The following is a 24,767-nucleotide window of genomic DNA, read 5'->3' as shown; positions in this document are numbered from 1 at the left end:
CTCCTCCTACACCCAATCCAAAATTTGAATCTTGTTTTTTTCAGTCCAAACGCCGACATCACCTGTCGGATAGAGGTATTCGCCTGTTTGATGTTTGAATGGATGCGGAATTTTATGCGTCTCCATCCAATCGGCAAGCTCTCCGCAAAGTGCCTTGATATCCTCTGCACCGATAAAAATATCTCCAGGAAACTCTACCGGCATGAGCTGATGCTCTTCGCTCAGGACATAGATTTCTGTCTCACACGAAGGATCATGCACACCTGAGTAGACCTCTTCTTGATCTGGGTACAGCACGCTGACTTGTGCGTTTTTCGCCCAATCGGTGATCATCCACTCTTTTTCTTTATTTGTCACGATCGTGAAGGAAGAGAGTGGTGTCTCCACTTGTTCTGTCATGGCTTCAAGTGTGTGGACCAGCTGCTGCATCAGCGATTGTATTTGTTTTTCTTTATATTGATTGAAGCGGTATGTGACCCGAAGCTCCAGCGTATCTCCCGGGACAGCCACAAGGGTCAGGTCATAGTTTGTTTCTTCATGACTGGCTATGTCTAAGATCCGTACACCATACGGCTCTACAGATTCAATCGGGTAGTTTTCAAACACGACAATGCTGTTAAACAATGATTCTCCATTCGGAATTTGGGTCATCTGCTGAATATCTGGCAGTACGGTATACTCGAATTCTCGCATGTGAAAAACCGTTTCCTGCGTCTGCGTAAGCAGCTCGGCAATGGTCCTGTCTGGTGTGATCGGCAAACGGAGCGGCAAGGTGTTAATAAAGAGACCTGTCATGCTTTCAACCTCTGGTAAGTCCGCCGGCCGGCCAGATACTGTGACACCGAACACAACATCCTCTGAGCCTGAATGAAGGTGCAAGAGCAGACCCCATGCCGCCTGAATCAGTGTGCTCATCGTGACCTTCTGTGTCCCTGTCATTTTCTCCAGCTTTTCCTGCATTTCAGGCGTCAGTTTGATACTAATTTGATCAATACCTGCTCCTTCATCCGAAGCTTGCTCTCCGTCTCCTGGAAGTGGTGTGACTTCCTCTACTCCTGACATATAATGTTTCCAGAACTCTTGCGCCTTCTCTTGATCCTGCTTTTGCAGCCACTCGATAAAATCTTTATATGGACGTACAGCAGGAAGGTTCATCTCTCGTTCATCCACAAGCGAGCGATATATTGAAAAGGATTCCTCAATCAAGCCGAACAGGCTCCAGCCATCAATTAAAATATGATGAAAGCTAAAAACAAACGTGCAAGTTTTCTCATCACGATGGAATAAAGCAATACGAATGAGCGGTTCAGCCGCATCTTCTAATTCAAAATCCTTTGAACGATCGGTTTGTAAATACTGCTCAATGGTTTTCTTCTGATCCATTTCACTCAGGTGGCGCACATCGTGCTGAGTGAGGTGAATGCTTCCTTCTGATTGAATCAATTGGACAGGCTCCTTTAGCCCCTCCCAAGCAAATCTTGTCCGTAAAATCGAATGACGTTCCACAAGCAGATTCCATGCTTTTTCATAGGCTTCGCCGTCCGTTAAGCCTTCGAGTGTCATATGCACCTGACCAAAATACGCCTGTGATGCTTGATCTAACAGTGCATGAAACAGCATCCCTTGCTGCATCGGAGATAGTGGATACACATCTACCACATTGTCTGGAAGCTCATCTATTTGCTTTTGCGTAAGCTGGATCATTGGAAAGTCAGATGGTGTAAAGCCGCCTTTTGTCTCTACACAATGCGTCAAAATGTCCTCCATTTTTTCTTTAAATCGTTCGGGTAACTGACGCACTTCTTCCTCCTGAAGCAGTTCACGATTGATCATAAAATTCATCTGAAGCTGACCACTGACAACGTATCCGTACACATCGATCAAATGCTGTCTTTCTGCTTTTGGGTCATGTACATGTCCATTTCGCTCATCTGCAATATACAGATTTGCCTCACCATCTATTTGATCTAACTGTCCAAGGTAATTAAAGCTCACCTGCGGCGCTGCCGTTTTAAGTAAACGAGATGCTGTCATGTATTGAAGTAAGCCATAGCCGATCCCCTTTTGCGGCACAGCTCTTAAGGTTTCTTTGACATCTTTAATTTGTCTCTCAACATCGGTTTGAATAAAAGGAATAAAAATAGGATAAGAGCTTGTAAACCAGCCGACTGTCCGTGACAAATCCATCTGTTCAAATAAATCCTCGCGTCCGTGCCCTTCTAACGTAATCAGTATTGGCTTTCCAACAGCTTGCGCAAGTGCTGACAGGAGTAAATCGTTGACCTCTGTTCGGTACGCTTGTGATGCGTGCCTTAGTAAAATGTCTGTTTGATCCTTCGTCAATTGAACAGTCAGGATCTCTGCATGTTCTTCTATATTGAAAAGCGCAGGTGGTTGAAAAGGAGAACCTTCTTCCTCTTGATTCATGATCTTTTCCCAAAAAGGAACCTGCTCTTGTAATTGATCGGTTTGTGCATATTCATAGAGTGCCTCTGCCCACTGCTGATAGGAAGCGGTTTTCTTTGCAAGCGTGATCTCCTGCCCTGCCGCAGCCTGCTTCAACCCATTTAATACATCTTCCTGTATGATGCGCCACGATATTCCATCCATCACAAGATGGTGGGCTGCGATAAAGAGTTCAGACGTACGATCACTTGTCTGAAAAAGAATGGCTTTGATCACTTCTCCCCGCTCTAATGACAGTGTTCCTTGACAAGCGCTTGTCTCCAAGCGGATTTGATCCAGCGCTTCCTCATGAGAAACATTCGTCAAATCAAAGAATGTGACACAAGGGGTGATGCCAGGCGCACGAATGGTTTGAATCCATGTGCCGTCTGCTGCTTTTGTATAAATCGCTCTCAGCATATCGTGATGATCGACAAGCTTTGAAAGAACTTGTGATAACTGCTCGGGTTGTATAGATTGCTTGAATTCAATATGAGCTGATAGATTCCAATAATCTTGGTTTGTCATCGATTGCTCAAGGAACCAAGATTGGATTGGAAGCAGACGAACATCTCCTGTAACAGGTGATTGATCATAAGACACAGATACATCTGCTTTTTTCATAGCACGTGCCAGCTGTGAAATGGTCTGTTTTTCAAATACATCTCTCGGCTGTATGATGTAGCCTTCCTGTGCAAGGCGTGCCACCATTTGTATGACAATAATAGAATCTCCGCCAAGCTCAAAGTAGTTATCATGAACACCAATTGAAGGAGTGCCAAGAAGCTGAGTCCACACTTTTTCCAGCACTCGTTCTTCCTCACTGAGTGCCTGTTCTGCTGGTTTGTCTGCTTCTTCCTGTCTCCACACTGGCGGCGGGAGACGCTTTTGATCTACCTTGCCGTTTGGCGTGAGCGGCAGTTCCTCGAGCTCTATGAATAGGCTCGGTACCATATAATCTGGCAGTCTATCATTTAATTTGCGGCGAAGGTCTTGCTGGGTCCATGCACCTTTTTGGACAAAGTAACCGATGAGGCGCTTATGACCACTCCCGTGCTGATGCGGAATGACCGCACATTCTATGATGTCTTCAACACTCAGCATAGCGACTTCAATTTCTCCACATTCGACGCGATGTCCGCGTATTTTCACTTGATGATCGATTCTTCCAAGGCAGTCGATGATGCCATTTGGGAGCCAGCGGCCCATATCACCTGTTTTATATAAACGCTCTCCTTTATGGAAAGGATGCGGGATAAATGATTGCGATGTTTTTTCTTCATCTCCAAGGTAACCTAGTGCCAGCCCTGTTCCTCCAACATAAATCTCTCCAATGACACCTTGCGGAACCGGCTGCAGCTGGTCGTCTAATACATAGGCTTGTGAATAAGCAATTGGCTGACCGATAGGGACGGTCGTCTGCCCTTCGTCTAATGAGTGAATGTGATGCACACAAGAGAACGTCGTGTTTTCAGTTGGTCCATAGCCGTTTAAAAGCCCTTCAGGTAAATACGGAAGTGCCTTACGAATATGAGCAGTTGAAAGCGCATCACCACCGACCAATAATGCATCGAATCCAGATAAAGCTTCTGGATGTTCCTCTGTCAATCGGTTGAACAGCGGCACTGTCAGAAATCCTGTTGTGATCTTGTATGATGTCAGCGTGTTAGCCAGTGTATCCATTGATAAAACCGTATTTCGATCGGTGAGAATCAGTCTTCCCCCGTTTAGAAGAGCTCCCCATATTTCATACGTAAAGGCATCAAAGGAGAAGCTGGCGATTTGTAAAATACGCGTATGTTCATCAAGGGTGACATAATCTGTTTCACAGACAAGCCGGATGACTGCTTGATGCGGGATCAATACCCCTTTTGGCTGTCCAGTTGATCCTGAGGTGTAATTGATATAAGCGAGTCCATCAGGTTTTAAGGCAGCAGGTATGAGTTCTGCTTCTGATAAAAATTCTTCATATCCCTCATCAAGACAAATGAGTTCGGTTTGACTGATGGACACCTTTTTCAGCCATTTATTTTTTGTCAGTAACAGCTGAATACCTGTATCCCTCAGCATATAATCAATGCGGGCATCTGGATATTCAGGATCAATCGGCACATAGGCGCCTCCTGCTTTCACAATCGCCAGCACCCCAAGAATCATTTCAGGCGACCTATCGATGAGCAGCCCTACTGGTTCATGCGGTGTCACACCTCGCTGCTGCAGAGAAGCCGCAAGCCGGTCGACTTTCTCTTGTAACACACGATACGTCCACTGCTCTTCCCCGAATTCGAGGGCGATGGCATCGGGTGACTTTCTCACCTGGGCTTCAAACCGTTCCGTGATGAGAAGCGGGCCTGCATGCTGATCTGTTTTGCCGCTCCATTCATAGAGCAGCTGATGCTTCTCTTTTTCTGGCAGGTAATTCATTTGTCTAATCGGCTGTGCTGGATTTTCACAAATACGCTCAAGCAGATGCTCGTAGTACCGAAGGAACCGGTCCATCGTGTCGTCAGAAAATAAGTCCACATCATACTCCAGTTTTAGTTGAAGACCCTCCGCTCCTTCAAAAACAAACAGAGATAGATCTAATTTGGCGGTATCGTTATCTTCAATGGCTAAAACAGATGTCGCTTCTCCCATCGGAGAAGCCTCAAGCGGCAGATTTTGCAAAACGAACATGACCTGAAACAGCGGCTGTTTGCCAGCTTCACGTACAATATTCAGCTCATCTACGACCATTTCAAACGGCACATCCTGATGCGCATAAGCGCCCATTGTTGTTTCTTTCACCCGTTCTAATAGGTCAGTGAAAGCAGGATTCCCGCTATGATCGATCCGAAGTGCCAGCGTATTGACGAAAAATCCGATGAGCTGCTCCATCTCCGTCCGATTTCTCCCAGCAATGACTGACCCAATCACAAACTCATCCTGTGAAGACAAACGGTGAAGCAATGTAGAAAAGGCAGTCAGTAGCGTCATATAAAGGGTACTGTCAGTTTTTTTAGAAAGCTCAGCCAGCTGATCTGAAAGCGACTTCGACAGGTGGTATTTTTTCGTTTTTCCCTTGTAGGATTGAACGGCTGGCCGCGGGTAGTCATACGGCAAAACCAAATCTTCTACAGGGACTGCAAATTGCTCCTTCCAATAGGAAACCTGCTTTTGCAGCGTCTCTCCAGTCAAATACTCCTTCTGCCATAGGGTGTAATCCGCATATTGAATCGGCAGTGGTGAAAGATCAGGTTCTCGGCGGTCAATCATCGCTGTATACCATTCAGACAGCTCTCTTGCGGCAATCCCAACCGACCAGCCATCTGACACAATGTGGTGAATGGACATTAGCAGCAAATGATCTGTTTCCGACAGACGAATCAGTTTTACCCGAAAGAGCGGATCACGCTCTAAGTGAAAAGGTGTGCTCGCCTCACTTTTTGCCCATTCAGCCGCTTTTTGTTCTTTTTCTTCCTGTGACGTCAGATCTGATAGATCCACCACTTCAATCTCTGGAAGGGTCATATGCTCATGGATGATCTGCACCGGTTCATCGCCGCTCATGGTAAAGGAAGTTCTAAGCGACTCATGCCTTTGCACCATTTGCTGAAGACTGCGCTGAAGCACCTTCACATCTAAAGGGCCATTCATCCGAAAGGAAATTGTATTATTGTAAAAAGGCAGATCAGGCTGTAATTGATAGAGAAACCACTGTCTTTGCTGGGCATAAGACATCGGAATCTCCTGACCCTTTGCCATTTTCCGCACCTGTACCGCTTCATCCACTTTTGCATGCGAATCGATCCATGCCGCTAATTCCCCAAGTCTCGTATGCTCAAAAAGAACAGCGAGCGGCACGTCAAATCCCATTCTTTGTCTCACCGCAGACAGCATTTGCGTTGCCTTGAGCGAATGACCCCCGAGTAGAAAGAAATGATCACCACAGCTGACATTTGAGACATCAAGCAACTCGGACCAAATGCTTGCCAACAGTTTCTCCGTCTCCGTTTGAGGCGCTCTGTCCTCGGCTTCCTGGCCACTTTCCTCAATGAGTGCTTTGAAATGCGCTTCATCCGGCATGCCATCCTCTGATTCTTTCCAGTATTCCTCAGGAAATAGATGGACGGAATATTCACCAGATAGATGAGTCTGCAAACACGTATAAATGGACTGATACAGCCGTTCTTCAATGGCTTTTGTTTTGTCGGTTTTGTAAAAGACATACACGGCTTTCTCTGTTCGGCTCTCCGCATGAAGCATCTCTTGAATGTCCTGCTTCGACCGATCTAATCCCATATAAATGAGAGGTGCATCTGTCATCAAACATGCCAGCATCGTCTGCAAGCCCGCCCGCTTCGGAATCGGAAGATAGCCTCTTTCTTTTAAGATGCCTTTGATCATCGAACCCTCGCTCATGCCGATCTCATCCCACATGCTAAAGCTAAAGCAGTACGGCTTCACGGTAGATGTCAGCCTCTGATAATGAGCAAATTGTTCAACGAACTCATTGGCAGCGCAATAAGCGCCTACGGTCATCCCGCCCTTTAATGTTCGTGCTGATGAGCTAGAAAGAAATAAGACGTTCTGCCGTTTAGAAGCCGCTTCATGAAGCGCAATCGTGCCATATACCTTTGCTTCGTACATCGCATGTAAGGACACAGACGTCATGTCAGCAAGCAGCTCTTCTTGAATGATGCCAGCGAAATGAATCACGCCATGCAGCCTTTTGCCCCGAGCCACCTCTTGTCTCGAGATAAGGGCTTCAAGGGCTTTTGCATCCGTCAAGTCCACTTCTTCATAATGAACAGTGCCGCCGCGTTTTTCCGCTTGTTTCTCAAGTGAGGTCAATACGTCTTGCTGCTCCGCAGATAAAGCTTCTCGTGCCTTTCTTCCAAGCAGCACAAGATGCGCTTGATAGGATGTTAGAAGATGCTCACTTAGCATCCGTCCTATTCCGCCAAGCCCGCCTGTCATCACGTAAAGCCCCGATGATTCAAATGGCGGTTTTTTCCTCTTTTGTTCCCTTTCCAGATGAAGCGGCGCTATAAGAGGAATATAACGAACACCTTCGCGATAAGCAGCGACATGATGACTTGTGCCATGTATGAGCTCTGTCATGATCGCCGATACATGAGAATGACCAACCGATTCTGTTAGAGAAAAATCAAGACATCGCACCTTGATAAACGGCCATTCATGATGGACAGCTGTCATCAATCCCGCTGTTGTTGCTTTTTCCACATGATGTACTTTGTCTTCTGGCAAATTCATCGCATGAGCGGAGACAAAGGTCATCTCTACAGGTTCCTCATAGGCGGCGATCGCTTTTGTTACATACAATGCACTCATGCTGCCAGTCTTCTGGGCTTCCTTCGCTATTTCCGCCTGTAATGTGTCTTTCTTGTTTGTGTAGTTCCAAAGGTGAATGATTTGTTTCACCGAAACGCCATACGAACGGAGCGTCTCAAAGAGTTGTTCGTAGTCTGACGGCCGATTCGGATGGATGATGAAGTGAGTGGGTGTGAGTTGTGTGAATGCTTGACCCGGCTCAACCGTGATATAGGTTTGTTCATGGTTTGAGAGGAATTTCAATTGATCTGCAAGCCCTAACTCATCTGCAAAGATCACCATGTCCCCTGCTGTTTGCTTTTCGGTTTCATGAAGCGGAGCGGGTGTCCACTTCTTTTGATAACTCCAATCAGGCAAGGTGTGTTCATTTTCAAGTCTGATGTCCAGTTCCTTGATGATTTCGTCGAATTCACCTTCCTGCCACCTTGTCTTGAGCTGTGCCCTTTCTATTTTTCCAGAGCTTGTTTTCGGAAAGGCATGCTTCTGGACCGGAATAATCCTTGATGCATAAAGACCCATTTTTGTTGCAATATGGGTTTTGATATGCTGGCTAGCCCTCATGATATAAGCAGGCTCATACAGCTTCGGTGTAAAAAAGAGAATCAGTTCATCGGATGCAGATGCCTCCATCCGAACGGAGCAAGCTGCCACAAAGCTTGTTTCTACGCCGGGTACTTCCTCTGCCATGGCTTCAATTTCATAGTTGTAATAATTTTTCCCGTTGATGATGATCATGTCTTTTTCTCTACCGGTTAATGTCAGCCTTCCTTCATGCAGAAAGCCTAAATCACCCGTGTGGAACCAGCCCTCTGTTTGAAAAACCTCTTGATTCGCTTCGTCATTCTTGTAATAGCCCTTCATTGTCGTCGGCCCTTTGATTTGCACGCTGCCAATATGATCTTCGGGAAGAAGCTCATGCTCATGGTTGACAATACGAATCGTGATACCCGGAATCGGTTTCCCGAGCTCTGTAAAGCTGACTGTTCCAGTTTCGCGTGCCTCTGCTGGTCTTAGCTGCTCTGTCAGCGATGTTTCTTCAAAGGTCAGCACCCCGCTGTTTTCATCTCCCCGCTCAATCGCAAAAGAGAAGACAACAGCTGATGAGATTTCTGACATGCCGAATGCCGGTCTGATGACGTCTCCTTTTAAGCCGTGCGGAGCGAGCAGGTGTAAAAACCGGTGGATCGTCTTCGGTACAACCGCTTCTGCCCCATTGATCATACAAGTCATAGCAGAAAGATCCCAAGACCCTGAAGAGATTTCTTTCTCATAATCATTGATCATCGCAAATGCGAAGTTAGGTGCCCATGTCTTCGTTGCACGATAGCGGTCCATCCAGTCAAGCCAGCGCAGCGGCTGAGCGATGAAGTCATCTGTTCTTGCTCGAATTTGCTCACAGCCTGTGTACACATTGACAAGATGGAACATGACAATGCCGCCAATATGATCTAATGGCATCCAGTCTAACGAGACATCTTCTTGTGTAAACCCATTGGCTGCCACTGTTCCTTTGACATTTGCCAGCACACTTCTATGAGAATGCTCTACGCATTTGGGCATCCCTGTACTTCCAGACGTTAAGATAAAAAAGACGGAATCATCGGGCGTGACTGGGTGTGCTTCTAGATCTCTTTCTAAAGTAAGCATTGGTTCAACGGCTGCAACACGTAATTGATCTGTATGCCACAGTAAAGCTAATCCTTGCACCTCATCAATCAGCGAGTCATCCGTGAGAATGAGCGGATGCTCCAGCAGGTTCCAAGCGTGATGAAGCTTCTTCACTGAGGCGTTCATTTCACGATAGGTCGGGGCTGCTGATACAAGTGTTGGGACAAATCCGCCTAATACACATGCCCAAAAGGCCGTGACCATCGCATGATTCGATGAAAATTGAAAGAACACAGGATCTCCAGGCTCAAGGCCTAGTGCCTTTAAACCCGTCAGAACTCGCTCGGCATCCTCCTTTAACTGCGCGTAGGATTGCGTGAGCTCGTTTTCACTATTGATGATATAAGTCAGCCCGTTTGTTGTTTTGGCTGCCTCAGTTAGAGCGTCCTGCAAGGTTTGAGCTCCTGCACGAACATCTATATCCCCTCCATAGGAAATGGCAGGGGGCATGTCCGCTAAAGCAGGTGAAGCCATTTGCGTTTGTATCCATTCAGCTGCGGCCTCCTGCTCCATGTGATGGTCTAGAAATAAATGAGAGAGGTGATATGGCCGAGGTCGAATGGTTTTTTCACGAGAAAAAACAGCGAAGCGTTCGATTTCGTTGGTTTGTAAAATGGTATTCTGTACATCTTGTAAAATCGTATCCATTGATTCATGTACATTCGATTGATTAATGATTGATGGTTTCATATGAGTTCCTTCCCTTTTTTGACAGGCAGGGCTGCCATTGTGCACCCCTGCCTCATCTAAAGTTTACAAGACTATTTCTCTATTTTTATGATGGACTATTTCTTTAATTAGCTGTGCATTTCGGGCGGCACATTCTTTGTTTTTGAACATGTCCGCGTGCTGACCATAGCCTTGATATTGGCGATAAGCGCCGGTCGTCGCAGCTTCCCAACTTTCCATCCAGTCTGGTATCGCGATGTGCTCTTCGGATTGGATAAAATCAATGTCTGCTTGTATCTCTCCCTGGTTCACCCCCTTAACAAAAGTTTCATAGTAAGCCCTCGTTTTTTGAGCAAGCTCGTCTTGAATGAGCTCCGCTTGGGCCAGTTCACTTTGCCTCGACTGATGGACGATCGCGGCAATATCTTCATCAATGGATCGTCCTTCTAAATCACTTTCTCCTATTTTCTTATAGGAATCGATCATGATGACTTTTTCGACGGTCCGCCCTGCTTGTTCGAGCGATTGAACAAGCTCAAAGGCTAGGTAGCACCCGCCAGAGTAACCCATCAAAGTCAGCGGCCCTTCAGGCTGAAGGTGCTGGATATGCTGAACGTATTGCGTGATTCGGTGATCAGCTTCAATAAAGTCAAAGGCGATCAAACGAACACCATCGAGCGTTTTTGCGGCTTCCTGATAGATAAAGCCATAGCCTGGTAATGGCGGTAGAGCAAAGACTGTTGGCGTTTGAGATTCATTGAATACAAGATAGCCGGCGGCTTTCTGATCCTGCTGTTGAATATAACGGCTGATTGCTTCAATGGTAGGCGTCTCAAACAGCAAGTGAATGGGCACCTGAACATCGAATTCCTTTGACACCTTGGATAAAAGCGACATCGCTTTTAATGAATGCCCGCCAAGCTCAAAGAAATGGTCATCTGTGCTGATATCTTCTCGTTCAAGCACTTCCCGCCACATCACAAGTAGCTTTTGTTCTACCTCATTTATCGGAAGCTTCACATGACGGTTTCCTTGAGACACCTCTGGCTTTGGCAGCTGACGTTTATCAACCTTTCCATTTGGCGTAAGTGGCATTTTCTCAAGTCTGATCAGGTCATGAGGCTGCATGTAAGCCGGAAGTTTCCCCTTCAGCCCTGATTTGATCACATCCAGTTTATCCTTCCACTCCTCCTCACACGTCATATAGGCGAGCAGCCTTGTATGCTGCGTGTTATGCTGATCAGCTATAAGGGCCGCTTGTTTTACACCTGGATGCATGAGAAGGTGGGCTTCAATTTCTGTCAGCTCAATTCGGTGACCGCGAATTTTCACCTGATCATCCACTCTGCCTGCATACTCAATCAAACCGTCCGTTCGAAAATAAGCCAAGTCTCCTGTACGATACAGCCTTTCTCCCGTAGCGAATGGATGCGCGATAAAGACTTGTTTTGTCAGATCAGGACGATTCAAATACCCCTTCGCAAGCCCTTTGCCGCTCAGACAAAGCTCTCCGACCATTCCAATCGGCTGAAGCTGCCTGTGCTGACTCAATATATAAGCACCCGTCTGGTTGAGCGGCTTTCCGATTGGAATCGAACGGGCTTCCATCGGCAGAGCCTCATCGACTGGGTAATAAGTGGCGAATACTGTTGATTCGGTTGGGCCATAGACATTGATGAGTCTGCCTTTCCCCATGACAGCAAAGGCTTTCCTCACATGCTGTACCGATGCCCGCTCTCCGCCGAATAGCACCTTGCGCACACTGCGCATCCAGTCGGTTTCTTCATCAACAAGGAGATTAAATAATGCCGTTGGAACAAACATGACAGAAATGTTTTCCCTTTTAATCAATCCCGTCAGCTCGCCCATGTTTAAAATGGTCTCTTTTTTCGGCAGGACAAGCTTTGCTCCGTTTAAAAGTGCGCCATACACATCAAATGTAAAGCCATCAAATACGCTGTTGGATAATGACAGCAGTGTATCTGTTTCTGAAATGGTTAAGTAGTTTGTATTTTTGACCACCCGGGCAATATTCGAATGGGTCGTCATGATGCCTTTTGGCTGACCTGTTGTACCAGACGTATACATGATGTAAGCCGTATCGTGTAAGCCTGCTTCAAGCGGCAGATTCTCTGAGCTCATCAGTGAAATTTCTTGATCATCTGCAAACAGATACTTTCCATCAAACGCAAGTGCCTTCACTTGACCGATAAAGGATGAGTGAGTCAGAAGATGCGTTGCCCCGCTGTCTTTAAGCATGTATTGAATGCGGCTTTCGGGATAATCGGGATCAATAGGCACATAGATTGCACCTGCTTTTAAGACAGCCAGCAGGCTGACAATTAGTTCAGGCGTGCGGCCGGCTAAAATGGCGATGACCGTTTGATGCACGACCCCATTTTTTTGCAAATGTCTTGCCAATCGGTTGGCTTGTTCATTCAGCTCCGCATATGTCATCGTGTGCTCACCTGCTGATAATGCGACCGCATTCGGCTGTTTGCGGACATTATGCTCAAACCATTTCGACAAATATAGCTGGTCATGCTCAAGCTCGGGCGCATTCCATTCCTCAAGAATCAGCTGCTTTTCCTGTTTCGTGACAAGTGTAAGTGTATGAACCGATTGATCAGGATGCTTGATCGCCTCGCTCATCAATAGACTCAGCTGCTCCTTTAACCGTTGAACAAATTGAGGATCAAATGCTTGTTGATTAAAGGCCAGCTTCAATTGCAATTGTTCTCCTGGTGATGCCAGCAAATTGAGATCATAGTTCGATTTTTCATACACATTCATGTTTTCCACAGTAAACCCTAACCGCGCCTCTTGCTCGTCCTTCTTTGCGGCTGGGACATTTTCAAACACGACAATATGATCAATGAGTGGCTGATGACCTGTCTTTGCCTGAATATCATAAATCGGAATATATTGATGCGGCTCAGCCGCAAGAGATTGCTGCTGCGTTTCTGACAGAAGAGAACGGAATGTCATGTCATCTGTCAGTTGAATTCTTCTTGGGATGACATTGATGAACAAGCCAACCATTCTGTCAACACCAGCCAAATCTGCCGGACGCCCCGACACAACCGTGCCAAACAGCACATCATTTGAACGCTGATATCTGCTCAGCAGAATTGACCAGACCGATTGCAGCACACTGCTTAACGTTGCATTTTGCTGGAACGCTAACTCTGATAAAGCAGCCGTTTCTGCCTTACTCATCGACCATTCCAATTCGCCTAATTCATGTTCATTCGTTTGCTTTCTCTGTTCTTTAAAGGTAGATTGCCCATCAAACCCGGCTAATGATTGCTGCCAATATTGAAGTGATGCTTGTTTATCTTGTTTTTCAAGCCATTGAATATATTCTTTGTACGGTTTAACCGGTTCCAGCTTGTAAGGGATGTCATGTAAAAGGGCATGATAAATCGCAAATAACTCCTGCACCACAAGCCCAAAGCACCAGCCATCAAGAAGGATATGATGATAGCTCCATATCCAGCGATAGCTGGCAGGGCCCGTTTGGAAAACAGTTGCCCGCATGAGAGCATCCTTCGAAAGGTCAAATCCTCTCAGGCGATCCTGTTGTTTAAATGTCTCAAGACGTACAAGCTGTTCGTCTTCAGAAAGATTCTGCATGTCCACCACATCAAGCGTAATAGGACGTTTCTTCAGCACAACTTGGACAGGGCGCTTCACTTTTTCGTGGAGAAATACGGTACGAAAAATATCGTATCGCTCCACGATGACATTCATGCTTTTCTCAAGTAAGTCATGGCGCAGTGTACCCTTTACGTTCATATCCATTTGCTCTACATAAAAGCCCTTTTCTTGGTGATGGAGGGTATGAAACAGCATGCCTTCTTGCATCGGTGACAGATAATACATGTCTTGAACTTGATCCCTTTTAAATGAACTCATCTATTTCATCCTCCCTTCCCGTTTTTATGACTGATCTCATGTTGTTAGGTCAATTTCTCCTCAAGCATGTCAAATATATCGTCCATTTCATCCATATCAAGGTCACCAGCAGAGAAATCACTTGGCGTAAATTCTCGTTCGTGCTGCGCTAAACAATGAGTCATGATGGATTGTATTTTTTCCTTTAGCAATGCCATGAACTGCTGTATCGTCTCTTCATCATATTCATCTGAACAATATGAACAAGACAACATGAATCGATTGTGTTGAACAAGACCACTGAGGTTCAGCTTATAGACAGCTTCTGAATCAGGGCTTGCTTGTCGTCCCATATCATAGGTGGATGGTCCAAAGAGTTCTGTCGTCACTTCCTGATCAATCTGCCCAAGATAGTTCAAGCTGATTTCAGGTTGTACATGTTTTCCTGACGACTCAGTGAGATATTTTAAAATCCCGTAGCCGATCCCTTTATTCGGGACACGCCGCAGCATTTCTTTCGTTCCTTTAATCTCCTCAGCTATGCTCTGATCCGGCTTTGCTTTCAGTACGACTGGATACATACTCGTAAACCAGCCAACCGTGCGGGAGACATCCAGTCCTGATAAAATATCCTCTCTTCCATGACCTTCAAGCTGCACATGTACATGGGACTCACCTGTCCACTCCTGAACGGCAAGACCGAGCGCACATAGAAGAATATCGTTCATTTCCGTTGTGTACGGTAGATGAATGTCGGTCAAAAGATGCTCGGTTTCAGACTCTGAAAGCTGCATCTGTACTGCTTTTGTTTGAGCAACTTTTCTTTTCGTTACTTTATGATCAACAGGTAAAGTGGTGATTGGGGTCCTGTCAATCTCATTCCAGTACTCACTTTGGCTTTTTAACGGTTTGGACTGTGCGTATCGTTCGATCGCCTCTGCCCATTCTTTAAAGGAGTGGGTTTTAGGCGGTAGGACGATTGTTTGTCCTTGAACTGCCTGTTGATAAAGAGACATAAAGTCCTCTAGTAAAATTCGGCATGAGACACCATCAATCACAAGATGGTGTGTCACGATAAGTAAGTGATCGCCATCTTTTGCACGGAAACAGATCACTTTCATGAGCGGACCTGTTTCGAGGTTCAGCTGACGCTGATACTCGTTGGCATAGGTGGAAATGGCTTTTTTCATGTCGTGCTCTTTAGAGACATCATGAGAAATAACCGCAATTGGTTCAGTGAGCTCGCGCTGATTGTATTGCAGGATGCTGCCATCCTCTTGCCTGTATACCATGCGCAGTGCATCATGATGTGAAAGTAATTTCTGCATCACTTGTTCTGTCATCAAAAGGTCAAATCCATTTGGCGCATGAAGCATCATCGAGAGATTCCAATGATGCTGGTCAGTGAATGTTCGTTCAAAGAACCAGCGTTGAATTGGAGTCAACATGACTTCCCCTTCAACCGATGATTGGTCAGCTGTCAGTTGATCAGCTTCTTCGATATATGGGCGTAGCTCCGCAATCGTTGGATACTGGAATAGTAGTTTCATATCAAGCTTCCAGCCCGCTTGTGTGAGCCTGCTTGCCATTTGAATGCCTTTAATCGAGTCTCCACCAAGGAAGAAGAAGTGATCATGAATGCCGACTTGGCTGACGCCAAGCACGTCTTTCCAAATGCCGCATAGAAGCGTTTCGACTTCGTCTCTTGGCGCTTCGTATGCTGTTTGGTTCGCTTCCATATCAGGTGCTGGCAATGCTTTCAGATCGACCTTGCCATTTGCCGTCATCGGCAGTTGGTCAAGCTTGATGATCCATGAAGGCACCATATAGTCTGGCAACGTGCGTTTTAGACTTTCTTTCATGTCGGCCGTTTCTTCATCTGTGATGACGTAAGCGGCAAGCGCATCTTGTTCGCTGGCATCTTTCACCGTTGTCACAACTGCTTCTTTGACTGAATTCAATTCAAGAAGCTGAGCTTCAATTTCTGACAGCTCAATCCGGAAGCCACGAATGTTGACCTGATGGTCTTTTCTGCCGAGATAGATCAGCTCGCCATCCTCCGTCCATTTCACTAAGTCGCCTGTCAGGTACATACGCTCACCTGAATAAAATGGATCTGAGACAAATCGTTTGTTGGTTTCCTCCGGAAGATTCCAGTACCCTCTTGCCAGTCCTTTTCCTACGATCACAAGCTCACCCGGTACGCCTGGCGGCGAGAGATCATATAACGAACCCATAATGTAAAAACGAGTATTAGCAATCGCTGTTCCAATCGGAAGCGTACCTTGATCTGGATTGATGATCCCGCTTGTCGCCACGACGGTGTTTTCTGTTGGACCGTAGTTATTCACGAGTTGATAAGGAACTGGTTTTACCTGTTTCAACTTGTCTCCGCCTGTTAGTAAGTAACGCAGAGAATGATTATCCATTGACATAAACTGCTCGCTTAGCTGGGTCGGCAGGAACGCAATGGTGATATTTTCATCATTGAAATACGCATTGAGCTTGATCATATCGAGACGAATCGCTTCATCAATGATGTGCAGCTCTGCGCCGGCAATCCATGTCGGGAACATTTCCCAAATAGAGGCGTCAAAGCCAAAGCCGGCATATTTGGCGGTTCGGTCCGCATTGGTCACTTGGAAGGCATCATTGTGCCAGAACGCAAGATTCACAAGGGACTGGTGTTCGACCATGACACCCTTCGGCTGTCCTGTCGTTCCAGACGTGTAAATCATATAGGCGAGATCTGTTGGTTTGACATGAACCTGAACATCGTGAGCTTCACCTTCTACGGCATCTTCTATGAACAGGACATGACCTCTGAATGAAGATGGTGCAGTCAGTCCTTTTTGCATGAGAAGAACCTCTGCCCCGCTGTCTTCCAGCATATAAGCAATGCGCTGATCAGGATAATCCGCATCAATTGGAACGAATGCCGCACCTGCCTTAAGGACGCCAAGGACGGCTGCCGTCATATCAAGTGATGGGCGAGTGAAAATACCGACACGGTCTCCTCGTTTTATGCCGTTTGAGATGAGTCTTGAAGCGACTGTATTTGAACGGCTGTTCAGTTCCTCATACGTCCAGCTTGTTCCGCAGAAGGTCGCCGCTTTTTGTTTCGGTGCTTCAAATGCTTTAGCCTCAATCAGTGCATGAACGGTTTGATCTGACGGAACGTTTAGGACAGGACCTGACCATTCATTGATCAGCTCTTGTTTTTCCTCTTCTGTTAAGATCGAAAGCGATGAAATTGGTTCATTTAGCTTCACCAGCATCTCGTCTATAATTTGTTCATAATATCGACTCCAACGCTGAATGGTCTTCTTTTTAAACAGCGCTGTTGCATACTCAAAGCGTAAGCCCACTTGGTCCTTTTCTTCGAATACACCGAGCGTTACATCAAATTTTGCATGAACTGTCTCTTGCTGTTTTTGCGAAAGCTTGAGTCCATTTAGATTCGGTAACGTCATATCACGGTCATCCGTTGTCAGCATGACACTAAACAATGGGTTGCGGCTCGTGTCTTTCGGCAGATCTAACTGTGCCACCAATTCCTCAAACGGAAATTCTTGATGTTCATAGGCTGATAGACTTCGATCTTTCATTTTTTCAAGTAATTGTGCTGTCGTTTCCTCGAGCTGCACTTCATGTCGAAGAGCCAGTGTATTCACAAACATGCCTGGAACCCGTTCGATTGAAGCATGTGTACGTCCTGCTGTGACAGCGCCTATAACGATATCTGTCTGCCCAGTTAATTTGGAAAGGAAAATAGCAAATGCCGTTTGCATGACCATGTTCATGCTCACACCTTTTTCAGCCATGAGTGCTTTAATGGTCTGCACCTTTTCAGAAGATAACCATCTATCGACTCGGTCTCCTTCAAATGACTGTACATGAGGGCGCGGAAAATCAAGTGGCAGTGCCAAATCTTCAGGTGGCTCTGCGTATTGCTCCACCCAATATTGACGCTGTTTCTCGAGCAGCGCTTGCTGCTTTTCTTCCTGTTGCCATACTGCATAATCCTTGTAGTGCAGCTGAACTGGCGGTAACGTCTTTTTCTCATACAGCTCTGCCAATTCTTGAATGAGCAGACTGCGTGTGACACCATCTGCGATGATATGGTGCATATCCATCATGAACATATATTTTTCTTCAGAAAGCTTCGCCACCTTTGCCCTCATTAATGGTGCTTGATGTAATGAGAATGGGGTGATGAATGCGTCTATGACAGGTTGCTCATGACCTTTCTCTACTTCAACAACCTCTAACGTAAACGGCACTCGGCGATACACTTTTTGAACGGGTACGCCATCAATTTCTACAAAGGCTGTCCGCAATGATTCATGTCGTTCGATCAAGGCTTGCAGCACTTCTTCTAGCTGCTTTACATCTAGACTGCCTTCCATCATCAATACGGCAGGCATATGGTAAGTCACTGCTTCTGGATGCAGCTGCTGCAACACATACATCCGCTTTTGAGCAGAAGAGACAGGATAGAAATCTTGCTTCTCCGCCGGCTGAATGGATGTCATGTCCGAGGAACCCACTTCTTCTAAATAAGCTGCCATCGCGCGTATCGTTGGCTTTTCAAAAAGGACTTTGAGCGGCACATGCTTGTTCAGCTTGGCTTGCATTTTTGAAATGAGCACCATGCCTTTGAGGGAATGACCTCCCAATTCAAAGAAGTGATCATGCACACCTATTTGTTCAACCGCAAGTACTTCTGACCAAATATCGCAAAGCGTCTGCTCAAGTGCCGTTTCTGGTGCTACATGCACCGCGCGATTCATATGCACCTCGTGCGGAAGCGGCAGAGACTTCGCATCTACCTTTCCGTTTTGCGTGAGCGGGATGTGGTCGACTTTGACAAAGTACGTTGGGATCATATAATCCGGCAGTGTCTCCGCAAGCTTTTCTCTAAACGTCAGTGTTCCAATCGGTTCAGGCGACGTGTAATAAAGTGCAAGCTCTGGTAAACGGGACATATGAAGTACTTTGACATACACATCTTGAATGGATAATCGTGCACGTGCGGCATGCTCAATTTCCTGCTTCTCAATACGATAGCCGCGGATTTTCACTTGATCATCTATTCTTCCGAGAAACTCAATGTCTCCATTTGCATGCTGTCTGACCAAATCTCCTGTACGATACATCCGCTCTTCAGGAAAATACGGATTTTCCAGAAAAAGCTCTGCCGTTAATTCAGGCTGATTCAAATACCCTCTCGATACACCTTCCCCTGATATATAAAGCTCTCCATGTGCACCATACGGAACGAGGCGCTGCTGACGATTGAGTGCGAGCGCTCTTGTGTGAGCAATTGGCTGCCCGATCACAGAGCGATCCTTCAATTCGCCTAGCTCTTGCTTTATGATCAGCTTGGTCACAGTTCCAATGGTTGTCTCTGTCGGGCCGTAGTGGTTCATCACAGCCACACATGGATGCTGTTCCATAAATATCTCAACGTCTTCAGAGACAATCGGTTCTCCTCCAAGTATGACAAGGCGTAAAGCGTTAAATGCATGATCTTTCGAATCTGCCATCATATGAAATAAGGATGGTGTCATTTTGATATAAGTCAGCTCTTGTTCATCAATTAAACGCATGAGTCGTACCGGGTCTGTATACACATCTTCACGAGGCACATACAGGGTTCCTCCTGCCTTTAAGACAGGGAAAATGCTTGTGTAACCAAGATCGTATGCATAAGAAGAAAGAAGTGCCGTCCGATCGCATTCTTGCAATGTCACCTCATTTGTCAGCCAGTTAACGTAGTGTGATAGATTACGATGCGTGAGCTGAACACCCTTCGGTTTTCCTGTTGTCCCAGATGTGTAAATCACATACGCAAGTTGATCGGCTGATGCTTCCGGCAAATCTAGCGTGCGGCTTTGTAGTACTGCTTTTTCAATCTGCACGACCTGAATCGACTTGTGATGTTGATAGGACCCTGCAAGAGACTCATTTGTTACGATCACTTGTGCACCTGAATCTTCTAATGTGTAGTTGATACGTTCCGCAGGGAAGGCCGGATCAATTGGTACAAATGCACCTCCTGCTTTCATCACACCAAGCATTGAAACGATGACATAGACAGAGCGATCAAGAATCAGCGCTACAGTCTTTTCTTTCTCGACGCCTCGTATCTTCAGTTCACTGCCAATTGCATTTGACATGTCTTCCAGCTCGCGGTAAGTGAGCTTCCGTTGATCATCCATCACCGCAATGGCATCTGGTGTTTCCTTTGCCTGACGTGAAAGTTGGACGTGGAAAGGCTCATGATGATTTGTTTGCACTTCGTCTTTTTTCTCCAACCGCTCTATTTGCTCATGCTGTTCAAGAATAGGGAGCAAGCCGATCTGTTCCTCCGGGTGTTGGACCGCTTCATGAATAATCGCAAGAAGATGAGTTCCGAATCTGCGGATCGTCTCTTCTTTAAATAACGCCGCTGCATAGTCAAAGCTCAGCTTTAATGCTCCTTCTCGTTCAAATGCTTCTAGAGACAAGTCAAATTTGACTGAGTGATGCTGTATGGCATAAGGCGAAATGTGCAGGTCACCGAGCTTTAGCGCGGGAACCTCCATGTTCTGCATGTTAAATGACACGCTAAAGAGCGGGCTTCGGGTTGTATCACGATCTAACGGAAGACGTGCAATTAACTCTTCAAGCGGATAGCTTTGATGAGCAAAAGCATCAACACTCGTTTCTTTTATTTCTTCAAGCAGCTGTAAAAATGTTTTCGTTTGCTCTGGTTTTCCGCGTATCGCAACGGTGTTGATAAACATCCCTGGCATGTCCTGTATATCAGGATGTGTCCGTCCTGCAACAGGGGAACCAACGATGATATCTTCCTGACCGCTATAGGTGGCAAGCAGCACCTGAAAAGCAGATAACAAGAACATGTACATGGTCGTATCTGTTTTCTGAAGCAGGTCATGAATCCGCTGAGTCGTCGCTTGATCACAGCCAAACATGAATCGTTCTCCTGAAAAATCACGTTCCGCTGGACGCGAATAATCCGTTGGCAGCTCTAATACTGGCAAGTCTCCTTCGAATTGCTTCAGCCAATAGGCTTCATGCTCCTTCTGTTTCTCCGTCTCTTCTTCACTTAACTGCCAGACAGCGTAATCTTTATAATGAATGGTTCTTTCTGCAAGAGCTTCGCCATCATAGGCCTTCGCCAAATCTTGTATGAACGTCTTCATGGAGCTGCCATCTGTAATGAGATGATGCGCTTCCAAGACGAGAAGATGACGGTTTTCACTGACCTTCAACAGCTGAGCTCGCAAAAGGGGTGCCGCTGTTAAATCAAATGGCGTCTGACGTTCAGAAAGAAATGCTTCCGCCTCTTCTTCCTTGATGTCATGGACGGGAAGATCAAATGCCGTCCAATCATTCACTCTTTGAACAATGTCTTCTCCATTTATATGAAAACTCGTTCTTAGAATTTCATGCGTTTGGATCAACTGATCGAACGCTGATTTGAGCCGCTGATATTGGAGTGTTCCTTCAAGCGTTAAGACGATTGGAATATGATAATTCGTGCTGTCTGGTTCGAGTGTCTGCAAAATGTATAAACGACGCTGAGCTGGTGATACCGGATATTCATCCGCCTGCTCTGCTGGTATAATCGGATGTCCCATTTCTTCTTGACCATCCTGATCGATATATGCCGCTAATGAACGAACCGTCGGCTTCTCAAAAATCACTTGAATCGGCACTTCCTTTTGTAGCACCTCTTGAATCTTCGCAGACATCATCATCGCTTTGAGAGAGTGCCCGCCAGCCATGAAGAAATGTTCATCTACTCCGACCGTTTTTCCAAGGAGCTCCTCCCAAATTTGAGCGAGTGCCTTTTCTGTCTCCGTCTCAGGCGGAATGATTTCCTTTTTCTCCTGATGCGCTTCGTCCGGCTTTGGTAAAGCTTTTCGATCTACCTTGCCGTTCGATGTGAGTGTAAAAGCATCCAGCTTCATCACATGGTGCGGCACCATATAAGCCGGGAGCTCTTGATTAAATAAATCTCGCACTTCTTCTTCTGTCATTGTCCCTGTGAAGTAAGCGGTGATTTCCTTTTCATCTGAGGAAAACGAATGGACAAGCACAACCGCATCATCTATGCCCGCTTTTTGCTGAAGCACTGTTTCAATTTCACCAAGCTCAATACGGAAGCCTCGAATTTTCACTTGATCATCTGTCCGGCCGAGGAATTCGATCTGGCCATCCGCGCCATACCGAGCCCAATCCCCTGTTCGATACAAACGGCCTGACGGCTTAAAAGGATCTGCCAAGAATACTTGGTTGGTCAAATCTGGACGATGGAGATACCCTCTTGCGACACCATCTCCGCCAACATACAGCTCTCCTGGCGCTCCAATTGGCTGCAATCGTTGATCATCATCTAAAATATAAGCCGACGAATGGTTAATCGGCTGACCAATTGGAATCGGACCCGTTTCATCTCCTCTTACTTCGTAAATGGTCGAGATGGTTGTATTTTCTGTTGGACCATAGGCATTCAGCAAGACAAGTGCTGGATGATGCTGTTTCACAAGCTCCGCACTCTTCACATTGATCACGTCACCGCCTGTAATTAATGTGGTTAATCCTTTGAACATTTGCGGCCGCTGCTGAGCGAGCTGATTAAATAACCCAGTCGTTAAAAAGAGCGCCGAGATCTGATGTGTTTGGATAAATTGTTCGAATCTATTGATATCCAATAAAGTATCACGGTCAACAGGATACAGCGTCGCACCACCCAGTAGCGTGGTAAAGATTTCAAAGGTAATGGCGTCAAAGCTGACCGCTCCTGTATGCGCCATACTATCCGACTTATTCAAGCCTAATTTCTCCTGAGAGCAAGCCAATCTCACAATATGCTGATGCTCAATTTGCACCCCTTTTGGCTGTCCAGTTGATCCAGATGTATACATGATATACGCCAAGTGAGATGGAGACGTCTGGGCTGATACATCCATGTGTGAGTGATGAGGCTTACTCGTCACATGTACAGCCTTGATCTGTTCATCAACTGGCGGCTGACTGTCAGCATGAAGCAAAATGGATGCGCCGCTATCTTCAAGCATCCATCGGATTCTCTCCTCAGGCTGGGAAGGGTCAATTGGTACATAAGCTGCCCCTGCGTGTAGAACTGCTAAGATGGCGATCACCGCATCAGCTGATCGATTCATATACACTGCGACAGCATCTCCTGGCTGTACGCCTTTCTCTATAAGACTGCCAGCTAAACGACTGATTTCTTGTCCGAGCTCCTCGTACGTGAATGTTTGATCGCCTTCAACTAATGCCAGATGGTCAGGCTGCGCCTTCATACGTTCTTTGAGCAGCTCAGGAATAGACAGATGCTTCGGATAATCTCGCTCCGTCTGATTCCACGCTTTTATCTGTTGCTTCTCTTCTTCCGTGATACATGTCACGTCATGAAGGCGTACATCAGTGTTTTGGATGATTTGCTTCATGAGATTAGTTAGATGTTTCGATATGTTTTCAATGACCTTTTCTTCAAAAGCTATGGCGTTGTATTTGATTTTCAATGTCCACGTTTCACCGGGATACACAAGGACATTTAGGTCAAAATTCGTTTGTTCAAATCCGTCCTTTACATCAATGGAAAAACCAAGACGCGCAGACATGGTGTCACCAGACAGCTCCTGATCTAAAGGATAGTTTTCAAACCCAACCAAATGATCAAAGAGCTGCCCTCCAGCAGCTGTTTTCTGCTGAATGTCATAAAGCGGCATAAAATCATAGTTTTCCGCTTCCAATGCATGCTGCTGTACCTTTTGAAACAACTGTTTGAACGTCTGCTTCTGATCCAATGTCACTCGAACGGGTATCGTATTGATAAACAGCCCTGCCATGCGCTCAATTCCAGATACACTTGGAGGTCTGCCCGATACAACGGTGCCGAATGTGACATCATCAGCTGCATGATAGGTGCCTAAAAGAACAGACCAGACCGCCTGAAACAGGTTCGGGGCTGTCACTTGGCATTGTCTTGCTACATTTTGAATGGCTTGTACCGTTTGAGCATCCCATGTAAATGTCCATTCCTGATGGTCGTATTGTCCGTTCGCTTCTTTTTGCTGCAGTAGCCCTTGATGCTGAACCGCTCCATCTAGACGCTCCTGCCAATAGCTTTCCGCTTCTTGTTTATTTTGCTTTCCAAGCCACTGGATATAATCTGCATAAGGCTTACCCTGTGAGCGATCCGGCGTTCGACCGTTCCGAAAAGATTCATAGTAATGAAACAGTTTTTTCATTAAAACACCCATGGACCAACCATCCATGATGATGTGATGGTTGCTCCAAATGAGATGCCAATTTGTTTCATTTAGTTGAAAAACAGCGACCTTCAATAACAGATCATTTGTTAAATGAAATCCTTGCTTTCTCACTTGTTTTTTATATTGATCCAATACCTTTTGCTGCTCTTGATGATTCAGATGTGATAGATCCTCTCGATACACATCGAGATGACGTTCAGCCAGTACAACCTGACGAGGCTTTTGTAATTGTTGATAAACAAAGGCTGTACGGAGAATGTCATATGTCCGTATGAGCTCATTGAGACTTTTTTCAAAAAGAGCGTGATCAAATTCTCCGCTTATTCCAAGCTCAAGCTGTGTGAAATAAGAGGAGGAATTAGGGTCTAGCATGGCATGATAGAGCATGCCCTCCTGCATGGGTGTTAAAGGATATACCTTTTGAATCTTCTGCTTGCTCAT

General features: G+C 46.0%; 3 protein-coding genes. All 3 read right to left on the bottom strand.

Annotated elements, in window-relative coordinates:
• Positions 1–6: 6 nt before the first annotated feature.
• Positions 7–10,137, bottom strand: coding sequence for a non-ribosomal peptide synthetase (locus tag MHI33_RS02380; protein ID WP_340908807.1), 10,131 nt, complete (start codon positions 10,135–10,137; stop codon positions 7–9).
• A gap of 63 nt (positions 10,138–10,200) precedes the next feature.
• Positions 10,201–14,034: a non-ribosomal peptide synthetase gene (locus MHI33_RS02375; protein WP_340908804.1), complete on the bottom strand. Its 3,834-nt coding sequence runs from the start codon at positions 14,032–14,034 to the stop codon at positions 10,201–10,203.
• A gap of 44 nt (positions 14,035–14,078) precedes the next feature.
• Positions 14,079–24,767: a non-ribosomal peptide synthetase gene (locus tag MHI33_RS02370; protein WP_340908801.1), complete on the bottom strand. Its 10,689-nt coding sequence runs from the start codon at positions 24,765–24,767 to the stop codon at positions 14,079–14,081.

The sequence above is a fragment of the Bacillus sp. FSL K6-2971 genome (genome assembly GCF_038006405.1).
In the GTDB taxonomy this organism is placed as follows: domain Bacteria; phylum Bacillota; class Bacilli; order Bacillales; family Bacillaceae; genus Bacillus; species Bacillus pumilus.
This window is presented reverse-complemented; position numbering and strand designations above follow the sequence as displayed.